Raw genomic sequence first — 12916 nt, forward strand, 5'->3', positions numbered from 1 at the left:
AGGTCTAATGCCGGTCGACGAACGCTGTCAACATGTTGTCCGGACATTCGGACCAGTCCTTGACACCCTTCTCGGGCGGACTGGAGGCTGAACCGCATGACCACACCGGCCGGCAACCCGCCCGCCCCGCTCTCCCGCATCCGCATCGGGTCGGCGCCCGACTCCTGGGGCGTCTGGTTCGCCGACGACCCGCGTCAGGTGCCGTGGCGGCGCTTCCTCGACGAGGTCGCCGCGGCCGGCTACGAGTGGATCGAACTCGGCCCGTACGGGTACCTCCCCACCGACCCGGTCACGCTCGCCGAGGAGACCGCCCGGCGGGGTCTCCGGGTCTCCGCGGGCACCGTCTTCACCGGGCTGCACCACGGGAGCGCGGTCTGGGACCGCACCTGGGGGCACGTCGCCGAGGTCGCCGCCCTGGCCCGGGCGAGCGGCGCCGGGCACCTCGTCGTCATTCCGTCGTTCTGGCGCGACGACAAGACCGGCGAGGTCCTGGAGGACAGCACCCTGACCGCCGCCCAGTGGCGGGCGCTCACCTCACAGACCGAACGACTGGCGCGGGAGGTGCGCGAACGCTTCGGGCTGCGCGTGGTCGTCCATCCGCACGCCGACACCCACGTCGACAGCGAGGAGAACGTGGCCCGGTTCCTCGACGGCACCGATCCGGACCTGGTGTCGCTCTGCCTGGACACCGGCCACTACGCCTACTGCGGCGGCGACAGCGTGCGGCTCATCGAGACCTACGGCGAGCGCATCGGGTACCTGCACCTGAAGCAGGTGGACCCGGACGTCCTCGCGGAGGTGCGCGCCGAGGACCTGCCGTTCGGTCCGGCCGTGGCCCGGGGCGTGATGTGCGAGCCGCCCTCGGGGGTGCCCGCGCTCGGGCCGGTCCTGACGGCCGCCCAGCGCCTCGACGTGGAGCTGTTCGCCATCGTCGAGCAGGACATGTACCCGTGCGACCCGGACGCCCCGCTGCCGATCGCCCGACGCACCCGCGCCTTCCTGCGCTCCTGCGGGGCCTGACGCCCGCCCCTATCCCCCACCCATGTCACGGATTAACGGGAATTGCGTCACATCTCCTCCACAGCCCTCCCGCGCACCACGGCTCCGCCGCGCGCCGGGCGGAGGGTGAGTGATCACCAGCGCGCCCGGCCCCCCGGCGACCCCCCGGTCACCCCCGCGGTGCGCACGGGGAGGACCATCGTGATCGACAGGACCCTCTGGTCGTACCAGAACATCGCCGCCCACCTGCGCGTACAGCGGGACACCGTCCGCTCGTACCGCAAGCACGGGCTGATGCCGCCGCCGGACGTGGTCGAGGACGGCAGGTCCTACTGGTACGCCGACACCGTCCGGTCCTGGGCGGCGACCCGGCCCCGCAGTCACGGGTGAGGCGCCGACACCTCTTGGCTTCATACCCCCTAGGGGTATAGTGTGGTGAGTGTCGGGGAGGCCGGGGCGTCGACCCCCCTCCGACCGCCACGACCCGGGCGCACCCGCCCCGCGTCCCACCAGCGACATCCGAGGAGAACGACATGAGCGCCCAGACCCAGGACTCCGTGACCACCGTCTACCAGGTGACCGGGATGACCTGCGGCCACTGCGAGGGCTCCGTCTCCACCGAGATCTCCGCGCTCCCCGGAGTCAGCTCGGTGAAGGCGGTGGCCGCCACCGGCCTGGTCACCGTGGTGTCGGCGACCGCACTCGACGAGGAGGCCGTCCGTGCCGCCGTCGACGAGGCCGGCTACGAGCTGACCGGCCGCGCCTGACCGGACCCGCCGACCGACACCGGCCCCGACCCCACCGGCGTGGGGGCGGGGCCGGGGTCGGTCGCGTCGCGACGGGTCCGTCCGCACCGGTGCGCCGACCGACACCGACGCCGGGACGCGGACCCGTGACGGTGACGGTGACGGTGACGACCCGAACGAACGAGCCATGCGGTCGCCAGAAAGCCATTCGCGTCCGGGAGAACGCCTTTCCCTCGCCAAGAAGAACCGTTTCCACGCGCGGGGCGATAACGTAGCCCGCGGCACCTCCCGCGGGGCCGGTCCCTGTGACCGGACGACCGCGGGGGCGACCACGGCGGTGTTCTTCGGCGTCACCGGGAAGGTCGGGTTCCACGGTCACGCACCACTTGTGGCCGAAGACATTCCGGTAACTATCCCCGGGGGCCTTCACAGACCCCGCGCAACATCCTTACGCTTGAGCCCCGATCGCCATATCGGGGCTCTTGCGCAGGTAGATGGACATATGCAGGAGACATAGATCACAGCGTTCACGACGTAACCATCGTGGATGCTGGTGAGTCTAAGAAGGCGATGTCAGAAACGTCTTGGGGGGCGTTTCGGACATTGGGGATGTCTTGGGGGACGTCTCCGAAGTGCGTTGCCGGGGCACGTGCACCGGGGAGCTTTGAGCGGCCCTCCCGTGCGTACGGGTCCCGGCAGACCGCAGGCACCCACCCCCAGCAGCAGGCGCTGCCCAATGAGCGCCCGGCCGGATCCCGTGGGGGGAATCCGCACCGGGACAAAGGAAGGCGTCCCATTCGTCGGCCCGTGGGGGGACCGGCGGTGGGGCGCCTTCCGCCTTTTCCCGCGCCTTCGCGCGCCTCCGGCGCCGCCTTCCGATCCGGCGCCTCCGCCGTCCCCGTCGGGCCCGCTCGCTCCCCCCGACCGGTGGGGCCCCGCCCGGCCCCTCAGACGCCCCCACAGGGCCTCGGACACCCTACGGACGCCGGGTGGACGCCGGGTGGCGCGGAAGCCACCTCCACGGCGCTCGTACGGCTCCGGACACACGAAATCGGGCACCGCATAGGCGATGCCCGATGTGATGTGGCGCCCACGTCCTCAATCCCGCGCGGGCGCACGGCCGGCGCACGGCGCCGGCCCCGGGCGCCTGGGAACGCCGCCCCCCGGACCGGGCGGCATCCCGTGCACCCCGTGGCGCGCACCGGCCGGACGCGGCCGGTGCCCTCAGTGCGGTGCGTCCCGGCCGAACCCTTCCCGCTCCGGCCGGACGATCACGACGTCAACCGGTCAGCGGGACTCGACCGGCACGAAGTCGCGTTCGACGACACCGGTGTAGATCTGCCGCGGACGGCCGATGCGGGAACCCGGCTCCTTGATCATCTCGTGCCACTGGGCGATCCAGCCGGGAAGCCGGCCGAGCGCGAACAGCACGGTGAACATCTCGCTCGGGAAGCCCATGGCCCGGTAGATCAGGCCGGTGTAGAAGTCGACGTTCGGGTAGAGCTTGCGCTCGACGAAGTACTCGTCGGCCAGTGCGTGCTCTTCCAGCTTCAGCGCGATGTCGAGCAGCTCGTCGGACTTGCCGAGCGCCGAGAGGACGTCGTGCGCCGCCGCCTTGATGATCTTCGCCCGGGGGTCGAAGTTCTTGTAGACGCGGTGCCCGAAGCCCATGAGCTTCACGCCGTCTTCCTTGTTCTTCACCTTGCGGATGAAGGTGTCGACGTCGCCGCCGCTCGCCTGGATGCCCTCCAGCATCTCCAGCACGCTCTGGTTGGCGCCGCCGTGCAGCGGGCCCCAGAGGGCGGAGATGCCGGCGGAGATCGAGGCGAACATGTTCGCCTGCGAGGAGCCGACCAGGCGCACGGTGGACGTCGAACAGTTCTGCTCGTGGTCCGCGTGCAGGATGAGCAGCTTGTCCAGCGCCGAGACGACGACCGGGTCCGGCTCGTACTCCTGCGCGGGGACCGAGAAGGTCATGCGCAGGAAGTTCTCGACGTACCCGAGGTCGTTGCGCGGGTAGACGAAGGGGTGGCCGATCGACTTCTTGTAGGCGTAGGCCGCGATCGTCGGCAGCTTGGCGAGCAGCCGGATCGTGGACAGGTGCCGCTGCTTCTCGTCGAACGGGTTGTGGCTGTCCTGGTAGAACGTGGACAGCGCGCTGACGACGGACGAGAGCATCGCCATCGGGTGCGCGTCCCGCGGGAAGCCGTCGAAGAACCGCTTGACGTCCTCGTGCAGCAGGGTGTGCTGGGTGATCTCGTTGCGGAAGACGGCGAGCTCGTCGACCGTCGGCAGCTCACCGTTGATCAGGAGGTACCCCACCTCCAGGAAGCTGGAGTGCTCGGCGAGCTGCTCGATGGGATAACCGCGGTACCGCAGGATGCCCTGCTCACCGTCGAGATAGGTGATCGCCGACTTGTAGGCGGCCGTGTTCCCGTAGCCGCTGTCCAGCGTGACCAGGCCCGTCTGGGCGCGGAGCTTCCCGATGTCGAAGCCCTCATCGCCGACGGTGCTGTCGATCACCGGATAGGTGTACTCGCCGTCGCCGTACCGAAGTACTACCGCGTTGTCGCGTTTCTCGCTCACGTCTTCCCTCACCGACGTAGTGCCTCATCTTCGAGGTGCCCTGACTGTCTCTACCATCCCCCATTTGGCGCAGGAGAGTGCACTGGGGGTCGAGCTTTGGGCTAGTTGGCGGCACTCAGTGCCGCCAGCCTGCCTATCCTGCCCCCTTCGCCCCGGTTCCGAAAGCCTCGTGTGACCTTTCCGACTCGTTTGATCGATCAAACCGCCCGATGGGTCTCGGAACGGTCGGTGGAGCCGGACCTGCCGGAGAGCCGGAAGTCCAGTGCGGTGCAACGGCGCCCCGCCGACACCGTGCGCACCGCCTGACCTAGGGCCTTGCGGGAACCCACGAGGACGACGAGCTTCTTGGCGCGCGTCACAGCCGTGTAGAGCAGATTGCGTTGCAGCATCATCCACGCCCCCGTGGTGACGGGGATCACTACGGCTGGATATTCGCTGCCCTGCGAGCGGTGGATGGTCACGGCGTAGGCGTGGGCCAGTTCGTCCAGTTCGTCGAAGTCGTACGGCACCTCTTCGTCCTCGTCCGTCAGTACCGTCAGACGCTGTTCGTCCAGGTCCAGGGCGGTGACCACGCCGACGGTGCCGTTGAAGACGCCGCTGGCGCCCTTCTCGTAGTTGTTACGGATCTGCGTGACCTTGTCACCGACTCTGAAGACCCGGCCGCCGAACCGCTTTTCCGGCAGGTCGGGGCGGCCCGGCGTGATCGACTGCTGGAGCAACGCGTTCAGGTTGCCCGCCCCGGCGGGGCCCCGGTGCATCGGTGCGAGCACCTGCACATCGCGCCGCGGGTCCAAACCGAATTTGGCGGGAATCCGTCGCGCGGCGACGTCGACGGTGAGCCGTCCGGCCTCTTCGGTGTCCTCCTCGACGAAGAGGAAGAAGTCCTTCAGGTCCTGGGTGAGGGGCGGCAGACCGGAGTTGATCCGGTGCGCATTGGTGACCACCCCGGACTCCTGGGCCTGACGGAAGATCCTGGTCAGCCGCACCGCGGGCACCGGGCCGCCGTCCGCCAACAGGTCCCGCAGCACCTCGCCGGCGCCGACGCTGGGCAGCTGGTCGACGTCCCCGACGAACAGCAGGTGCGCGCCCGGGGCCACCGCCTTGACGAGTTTGTTCGCCAACAGCAGATCCAGCATGGACGCCTCGTCCACCACCACCAGGTCGGCGTCCAGGGGCCGATCACGATCGTAGGAGGCGTCACCGCCGGGCCTGAGCTCCAGCAACCGGTGCACCGTCGACGCCTCGGCACCCGTCAGCTCCGCGAGGCGCTTGGCGGCGCGGCCCGTGGGCGCGGCCAGCACGACCTTGGCCCGCTTGGCACGGGCCAACTCCACGATGGAACGCACCGTGAAGGACTTGCCGCAGCCGGGCCCCCCGGTGAGGACGGCCACCTTGCGGGTCAGCGCCAGCCGGACGGCTTCCTCCTGCTCCGGGGCGAGTTCGACTCCCGTGCGGTCCGCGAGCCAGGCCAGCGCCTTGTCCCAGACGACGTCGCGGAACACGGGCATCCGGTCCTCTTCGGTGTTCAACAGCCTCAGGAGCTGTCCGGACAGGGACAGTTCGGCTCGGTGGAACGGCACCAGGTAGACGGCGGTCACCTCGTCGCCCTCGGGTCCCGGCACCCGCTCGCGGACCACGCCCTCCTCGTCGGCGGCGAGCTGCCCCAGACAGTCGATGACGAGCCCGGTGTCGACCCCGAGCAGCTTCACCGCATCGGAGATGAGGCGTTCCTCGGGGAGGAAGCAGTGGCCCTGGTCGGTCGACTGGGACAGCGCGTACTGGAGTCCCGCCTTGACCCGTTCGGGGCTGTCGTGCGGGATGCCGACCGACTGGGCGATGCGGTCCGCGGTGAGGAACCCGATCCCCCACACGTCGGCGGCCAACCGGTAGGGCTCCTCCTTGACGACGGCGATCGACCCGTCGCCGTACTTCTTGTAGATGCGCACCGCGATGGACGTGGACACCTCGACGCTCTGGAGGAACAGCATCACCTCCTTGATCGCCTTCTGTTCCTCCCAGGCCGCTGCGATCTTCTTGGTGCGCTTGGGGCCGAGACCGGGGACCTCGATCAGCCGCTTCGGCTCCTCCTCGATGATCGTCAGGGTGTCGACGCCGAAGTGCTGGGTGATGCGGTCGGCGAACACCGGGCCGATGCCCTTGACCAGACCGGAGCCCAGATAACGCCGGATGCCCTGGACGGTGGCGGGCAGGACGGTGCTGTAGTCGTCGACGTGGAACTGCTTGCCGTACTGCGGATGGGAGCCCCACCGCCCGCGCATCAGCAGGGACTCCCCCACCTGCGCCCCGAGCAGCGCGCCCACCACCGTGAGCAGGTCGCCGGCGCCGCGGCCGGTGTCCACCCGCGCGACGGTGTAGCCGGTCTCCTCGTTGGCATACGTGATCCGTTCGAGGACCCCCTCGACCTCTCCAGGATGCGCCATGCCCCGACGCTACACGTGCGCTCTGACAGGCTGGTCAGGGCCGGTGGGCGGAGGCTTTCCCCCTCCCCCGGCGGCGCGGTACCCGCGGAGCCGTGCTCGGCTCCGACCTCGCCGCCCGGCTCGGTGCGCGCACCGCCCTCCTCGCACGGGTGGGCGACGATCCGCACGGGCGACTGCTGTTGGACGGGCAGCGTGCGGCGGGCGTGGACACCTCGGGCGTGCTGGTCGGCGGGGCGCCCACCGGGGTGGCCCTGATCACCGTCGACCCGTCCGGGGACAACAGCATCGTGGTGTCGGCGGGCGCCAACGCCCGGCTGACTCCCGCCGACGTCCGCTCCGCGCGCACCCTGTTGACGTCCGCGCCGGTGGTGTCGGCGCAGCTGGAGATCCCCCTCGACACGGTCGCCGAGGTGGTCCAGCTGCTCGGCCCGGGAAACCGGTGCGTTGGTGGCTGACGGTCGCACGACGGTACGGGTGCCCGCGGTACCGGTGACACCCGTGGACACCACGGGCGCGGGGGACGCGTTCACGGCCGCGTTGGGGTGGCGGCTGGGCGTCGGCGAGACCCTGGCGGAGGCCGCTGCGTACGGGGCCCGGGTGGGGGCCGTGGCGGTGACCCGGCCCGGCGCGCAGGCCGCCTTCCCGACCGCTGCCGAACTCGAACGGGCCGGGCTGCGGTGCTGAACGGAGGGGGAGCTGAACGGCGGGGGAGCCAGCGAGGGGGCCCTTACGGACCCCCTCGGGCCATCCCCGCTTCCCCCGTTATCCCCGTTGGAGCCCCCGGCCCGGCGGGGCCGTCCCCCTGCGGGGCTCGTGCTCAAGTAGACCCGGGGAGTACGGGAACGGTTGCGGCACCCGTCCATGATTCTTTCGGCCGCCGGGGGCGCGAAGGAGGCCGCCGGGGGCGCGCGTCGTTCGGTACGCACGGCCAGCCGGCCAGCGAGCGCCGCACGGCCGTGGCGGCGGCGGTGGCGGCGGCGGCGGCGGCGGTCAGGGGGCGGCGTGCGTGCGGTAGCGGTCCACCGTCTCGGCCAGGAGCTCCCGACCGTCCCGCGCCCACAGGACGTCGCTGAACAACTCGACCTCCACGGGGCCCGTGTACCCGGCCTCGTCCAGACGCGCGTGCCATCTCCGCAGGTCGATCACCCCGTCCCCGAGTTGGCCGCGCCCGTTGAGCACTCCCTCGGGCAACGGGGTGACCCAGTCAGCGAGTTGGAAGGCGTGCAGCCGCCCCGCCTCAGCGGCGCGCACAACCTGGGCGGGGGCGTGGTCATCCCACCACACGTGATACGTGTCGACGCACACGCCGACCTGGTCGGCGGGGAACGGCTCGGCCAGGTCGAGGGCCTGCTCCAGGGTGGAGACGACGCACCGGTCCGAAGCGAACATGGGATGCAACGGTTCGATCGCGAGCCGCACCCCGTGGTCGGCGGCGTAGGGGGCCAGGCTCCCCAGGGCGTCGGCGATCCGGCCCCGGGCGGTGCCCAGGTCGTGCTCGCCCGGCGGCAGTCCACCGCAGACCAGCACCAGTGTGTCGGTGCCCAGCCCGGCGGCCTCACGGACGGCGGCCCGGTTGTCGTCCAGGGCGGCTGCCTGTTCGGCGGGGTCGGTTGCGGTGAGGAAGCCGCCCCGGCACAGGGTGCTGACGGTCAGGCCCGCGTCGTGCACCAGTCGGGCGGCGGCCCCGACTCCGAACGCGCGCACCGGGTCCCGCCACAGGCCGACCGAGCTGACCCCGAACTCCACACATGCATCGACGAGTTCGGGCAGCGACAGCCCCTTGACGGTCATCTGGTTGATGCTCAATCGACCCGGGGTGCCCTCGGTGGCGGCGGAACCCGTGTGCGGCCGGGGCGAGCGGCTCTCGGGCCCGGTCACTGGTCCACCCCGTGGAGCGTCAGCAGGGTCCGCATCCGCTGCTCGGCGAGGTGCGGATCGGGGAAGAGGCCCAGCTCGTCCGCGAGTTCGTAGGTACGGGCCAGGTGCGGCAGGGAGCGCGCCGTCTGGAAGCCTCCGACCATGGTGAAGTGCGTCTGGTGCCCCGCCAGCCAGGCGAGGAACACCACACCGGTCTTGTAGTAGCGGGTCGGCGCCCCGAACAGGTGCCGGGCCAGGGGTACGGTCGGATCGAGGAACTGACGGAATCCGTCGGTGTCGCCCGCGTCCAGCCGGCGCAGCGCCCGGGCGGCGAGGGGCGCGAGGGGATCGAGGACCCCCAGAAGGGCGTCGCTGACGTGGAGTTCGTCGCCCGCGATCAGTTCCGGGTAGTGGAAGTCGTCGCCCGTGTAACAGCGCACCCCCGCCGGCAGTCGGCGACGCAGCTCGACCTCCCGGCCCGCGTCCAGCAGGGAGATCTTGATGCCGTCGACCTTCTCCGGGTGCGCCGCGATCACGTCGAGGAAGGTGTCCGTCGCCTGGTCGAGGTCGGAGGAGCCCCAGTAGCCTTCCAGTGCGGGGTCGAACATGGGGCCGAGCCAGTGCAGGACGACCGGACGGGCCGCCTGGCGCAGCAGGTCCCCGTAGACGGCACGGTAGTCATCGGGGCCGGTCGCGGTGGCGGCGAGCGCTCGGGAGGCCATGAGTACGGCGCCCGCGCCGGACTCCTCCACCACGGCGAGCTGCTCCTCGTAGGCCGCACGGACCTCGGCGAGCGAGGCCGGGCCGGAGAGTTGGTCGGTGCCCGCGCCGCACACCACCCGGCCGCCCTCCGCCCTGGCCTCGGCCGCGGAGCGCCGGATCAGTTCGGCCGCGCCCGGCCAGTCGAGGCCCATGCCCCGCTGGGCGGTGTCCATGGCCTCGGCGACCCCGAGGCCGTGCGCCCACAGATGGCGGCGGAAGGCGAGGGTGGCGTCCCAGTCGACGGCCGCCGAGCCGCCCCCGGACCCGTTCGCGAGCGGGGTGGTGAGGGGGTCGGCGAGCGGGTCGGCGACCACATGGGCCGCCGCGAACACCACCCGCGACGCGAACGGCTGGGCCGACGCGGGCTCCTCGGACGACGGGTGCGCGCCCGGGGCGCTCGGTGTGTGCGTACGCAGGGTCCCGTCGGTGTCGGGTAGGCGCAGGGTCACAGCGACAGCTCCGGGACCTCGATGCGGCGGCCCTCGGCGGTCGACCGCAAGCCCAGTTCGGCGAGTTGCACCCCGCGCGCACCGGCAAGGAGGTCCCACGCGTAGGGGGTGTCGAGGTAGACGTGGCGCAGGAACAGTTCCCACTGTGCCTTGAAGCCGTTGTCGAACTCCTCGTTGTCGGGCACTTCCTGCCAGTCGTCCCGGAACGCGTGGGTGACGGGCAGGTCCGGGTTCCACACGGGTTTCGGGGTCACCGCCCGGTGCTGCACCCGACAGCCGCGCAGACCGGCCACCGCCGAGCCCTCGGTGCCGTCCACCTGGAACTCCACGAGTTCGTCACGGTGGACACGGACCGTCCAGGAGGAGTTGATCTGTGCGACCACGCCCCCGTCGAGCTCGAAGATGCCGTACGCGGCGTCGTCGGCGGTCGCGGGGTACGGCTCGCCCTGCTCGTCCCAGCGCTGCGGGACATGGGTGGCGGTCAGCGCCTGGACGGAGCGCACCCGCCCGAACAGTTCATGCAGCACGTACTCCCAGTGCGGGAACATGTCGAGGATGATCCCCCCGCCGTCCTCGGCCCGGTAGTTCCACGAGGGGCGCTGAGCGGGCTGCTGGTCCCCCTCGAAGACCCAGTAGCCGAATTCGCCGCGCACCGACAGGATCCGGCCGAAGAAGCCGCCCTCCACGAGGCGGGCGAGCTTGCGCAGTCCGGGTAGAAAGAGCTTGTCCTGCACCACTCCGTGCTTGATGCCCGCCGCGCGGGCGAGCCGGGCGAGTTCGCGTGCCTCGTCGAGGCTGGGCGCGGTCGGCTTCTCGGTGTAGACGTGCTTGCCGGCGGCGATGGCGCGCTTCAGGGCGGGCACCCGCGCGGACGTCACCTGTGCGTCGAAGTAGATGTCGATGGAGTCGTCCGCGAGCACCGCGTCGAGGTCGGTCGAGGTGTGGTCCGGGTCGAGTCCGTGCTCCTCGGCCAGTGCTCTCAGCGCCGCGGCACGGCGGCCGACGAGCACCGGTTCGGGCCACAGGGTGCTGCCGTCGCCGAGGTCGAGCCCGCCCTGTTCGCGGATCGCCAGGATCGAGCGGACCAGGTGTTGCCGGTGCCCCATCCGGCCGGTCACGCCGTTCATCGCGATGCGTACGGTCCTGACTGCCATCGACTTCCTCCCTCGCCCGTCCGTCACGGGCTGCGTGCGATCGCTCACTGAAATGAACAGTAAGCGCTTTCTGTCCCCGTGTCACTAGTCACCGTGAGATTCCTGCCATCGAGTCCCGTTCGGGCCCGGCTCCGGTGGGGGGTTCCACCCGCCCGCGCCCACGGGTTCTCCGGCGGACCGACGGGCGGGCCCCGACCCGGCTAAGGTCCGGATTCGGATGTGCACCGATGGGGAGCGGCCCCCACCAGACCGGGGCCGACCGCGGACGGACCGGAGGACGACTGGATGACGGCGACACTGGCTGACGTGGCAGCCCGGGCGAAGGTCTCCCCCGCCACCGTCTCGCGGGTGCTGAACGGCAACTATCCCGTTGCGGCAACCACCCGGGAGCGGGTCCTGCGGGCCGTGGAGGAGCTCGACTACGTGCTCAACGGACCGGCCAGCGCGCTGGCCGCCGCCACCTCCGACCTCGTGGGCATCCTGGTCAACGACATCGCCGACCCGTTCTTCGGGATCATGGCCGGGGCGGTGCAGTCCGAAATCACCGGTCCGGGCGGCCGTGCGGGGGGCGAACGGCTCGCCGTGGTGTGCAACACCGGGGGGTCTCCCGAACGTGAACTCACCTATCTGACGCTGCTCCAACGACAGCGCGCCGCCGCCGTGGTGCTCACCGGCGGCACCGTCGACAGCCCGGAGCACACCGAGGCGATGAGCGCCAAGCTGCGGCGGCTCGCGGAGGCGGGCACCCGCGTGGTGCTGTGCGGGCGCCCCCCGGTCCCGGGGACCGACGCGGTGGCCCTGACCTTCGACAACGTGCGGGGCGGACGGATGCTGACGGAGCACCTGCTGGCGCTCGGGCACCGCCGGATCGGGTACGTCGCCGGGCCCGCCGGTCGGACGACCACGCGGGAGCGGCTGGCGGGACACCGGGCGGGGCTCGCCGGAATCGCTCCGGGGGGCGTGCACCACGGGGAAGCCGGTGCGCCCGAGGGCGCTGTTGCCCAGGGGGGCGCTGTTGCCCAGGGGGGTGCAGTTACTCACGGGGGTGTCGTTGCGCACGGGAGCGGAGGCGCGTACGCGGGCACCGCCGAGTACGAGGGCGCGGCGAACGGGAGCGGGCTGGCTTCGGGCGCGGTGCACGTGCTGGGCATCGCGCACTCGGCGCACCCGGTGGGCGCCGTGGACGTTCCGGGCGTGACGGGTGTGACGGGTGGCGCCCCGGGCGGGGCGGGGGACGGGGTCGCGGAACGCTCGACAGGCGTGCCGGAGGCGGATGCGCTGGTGGTGCACGGGGCGTACGACCGGCAGAGCGGATACGACGGGGCGGTGGAACTGCTGCGTCGGGACCCCGGGCTGACCGCGCTCGTGGCGGCCAACGACACCGTGGCGCTGGGCGCCTGTGCCGCACTGCGCGACCACGGCCTGCGGATTCCCCAGGACGTGTCGGTGGCGGGCTTCGACGACCTGCCGTTCAGTGTGGACGCCGTGCCCGCCCTGACCACCGTACGGCTTCCGCTGTCCGAGGCCGGGGCCCGGGCGGGGCGGATCGCCATGGGGCGGGAGGCTCCGCCGCCGGGCGGGATCGCCAAGGTGCGGGGAGAGCTGATGGTGCGCGGTTCGACCGCGGCACCTCGTCAGGGACCTATGAATCGGGCGTGACGGGTGAAGTGGGTGTGACGGGTGGAGTGGGTGTGACGGGTGGGGCAGGTGTGACGCTCAACGGGGGTGGACCTCACCCTTGTGAGTGAGCCTGCACTCGGTCCTCCGCCAGTTATCCACAGGGCGTTGTCCACAGGGGTTGCCCACCCGGCTGACCTCCGCCAACTTGGAGGCAGTCGCAAGGATTCGGAGTCGAACATGCCGAGCACTTCACCCCAGCCGTCCCTCCCGTCGCACACCCAGTCGCACGCCCAGTCGCCCCG

At 71.3% G+C, this 12916-nt stretch carries 9 protein-coding genes and 1 pseudogene; 5 read left to right on the forward strand and 5 right to left on the reverse strand.

The features are described from left to right. The first annotated feature begins 96 nt into the window (after positions 1 to 96). The 3 genes from ACFWIA_RS10575 (at position 97) to ACFWIA_RS10585 (ending at position 1766) form a co-directional block, all read left to right on the forward strand. Positions 97 to 1020 carry a sugar phosphate isomerase/epimerase family protein gene (locus ACFWIA_RS10575; RefSeq protein ID WP_387002446.1) on the forward strand — a complete coding sequence of 308 codons (924 nt, stop codon included), beginning with the start codon at positions 97 to 99 and terminating at the stop codon, positions 1018 to 1020. Between the two features lie 180 nt (positions 1021 to 1200). Further along, a complete protein-coding gene (locus ACFWIA_RS10580) occupies positions 1201 to 1389 on the forward strand; it encodes a MerR family transcriptional regulator (protein WP_387002448.1) in 189 nt (62 codons plus the stop codon). A gap of 143 nt (positions 1390 to 1532) precedes the next feature. Then, positions 1533 to 1766 carry a heavy-metal-associated domain-containing protein gene (locus ACFWIA_RS10585; RefSeq protein WP_387002450.1) on the forward strand — a complete coding sequence of 78 codons (234 nt, stop codon included), beginning with the start codon at positions 1533 to 1535 and terminating at the stop codon, positions 1764 to 1766. 1266 nt (positions 1767 to 3032) lie between these two features. Here ACFWIA_RS10585 and ACFWIA_RS10590 read toward each other — a convergent pair. Then, positions 3033 to 4331: a citrate synthase gene (locus tag ACFWIA_RS10590; RefSeq protein ID WP_387002452.1), complete on the reverse strand. Its 1299-nt coding sequence runs from the start codon at positions 4329 to 4331 to the stop codon at positions 3033 to 3035. Between the two features lie 197 nt (positions 4332 to 4528). Next, the gene (locus ACFWIA_RS10595) at positions 4529 to 6772 is read right to left on the reverse strand and encodes an ATP-dependent RecD-like DNA helicase (RefSeq protein ID WP_387002454.1); all 2244 of its coding nucleotides are present in this window, start codon (positions 6770 to 6772) and stop codon (positions 4529 to 4531) included. 68 nt (positions 6773 to 6840) lie between these two features. On the opposite strand from ACFWIA_RS10595, the pseudogene ACFWIA_RS10600 reads away from it, so the two are divergent. Next, positions 6841 to 7456: pseudogene (locus ACFWIA_RS10600) on the forward strand (PfkB family carbohydrate kinase); the annotation flags it as partial. Positions 7457 to 7762: 306 nt separating this feature from the next. Here ACFWIA_RS10600 and ACFWIA_RS10605 read toward each other — a convergent pair. From ACFWIA_RS10605 to ACFWIA_RS10615, 3 genes are all read right to left on the reverse strand, one after another. After that, the gene (locus ACFWIA_RS10605; RefSeq protein ID WP_387002621.1) at positions 7763 to 8563 is read right to left on the reverse strand and encodes a sugar phosphate isomerase/epimerase family protein; all 801 of its coding nucleotides are present in this window, start codon (positions 8561 to 8563) and stop codon (positions 7763 to 7765) included. A gap of 83 nt (positions 8564 to 8646) precedes the next feature. Further along, positions 8647 to 9840 carry a dihydrodipicolinate synthase family protein gene (locus tag ACFWIA_RS10610; protein WP_387002456.1) on the reverse strand — a complete coding sequence of 398 codons (1194 nt, stop codon included), beginning with the start codon at positions 9838 to 9840 and terminating at the stop codon, positions 8647 to 8649. Then, positions 9837 to 10994 (reverse strand): Gfo/Idh/MocA family protein, encoded by a 1158-nt coding sequence (locus tag ACFWIA_RS10615; RefSeq protein WP_387002458.1) that lies wholly within the window; start codon positions 10992 to 10994, stop codon positions 9837 to 9839. The genes ACFWIA_RS10610 and ACFWIA_RS10615 overlap by 4 nt, the downstream gene beginning before the upstream one ends. Positions 10995 to 11279: 285 nt before the next feature. Here ACFWIA_RS10615 and ACFWIA_RS10620 point away from each other — a divergent pair, with 285 nt between their 5' ends. Next, on the forward strand, positions 11280 to 12653 hold the full coding sequence (locus ACFWIA_RS10620) for a LacI family DNA-binding transcriptional regulator (protein WP_387002460.1): 1374 nt from the start codon (positions 11280 to 11282) through the stop codon (positions 12651 to 12653). The last annotated feature ends 263 nt before the right edge of the window (positions 12654 to 12916 follow it).

The organism is Streptomyces sp. NPDC127068 (assembly GCF_042724695.1).
In the GTDB taxonomy this organism is placed as follows: Bacteria; Actinomycetota; Actinomycetes; order Streptomycetales; family Streptomycetaceae; genus Streptomyces.

Coding starts and splice junctions, on each gene's coding strand:
- ACFWIA_RS10575 (WP_387002446.1), top strand. CDS start 97: ATGACCACACCGGCCGGCAACCCGCCCGCCCCGCTCTCCCGCATCCGC.
- ACFWIA_RS10585 (WP_387002450.1), top strand. CDS start 1,533: ATGAGCGCCCAGACCCAGGACTCCGTGACCACCGTCTACCAGGTGACC.
- ACFWIA_RS10595 (WP_387002454.1), bottom strand. CDS start 6,772: ATGGCGCATCCTGGAGAGGTCGAGGGGGTCCTCGAACGGATCACGTAT.
- ACFWIA_RS10605 (WP_387002621.1), bottom strand. CDS start 8,563: ATGACCGTCAAGGGGCTGTCGCTGCCCGAACTCGTCGATGCATGTGTG.
- ACFWIA_RS10615 (WP_387002458.1), bottom strand. CDS start 10,994: ATGGCAGTCAGGACCGTACGCATCGCGATGAACGGCGTGACCGGCCGG.
- ACFWIA_RS10620 (WP_387002460.1), top strand. CDS start 11,280: ATGACGGCGACACTGGCTGACGTGGCAGCCCGGGCGAAGGTCTCCCCC.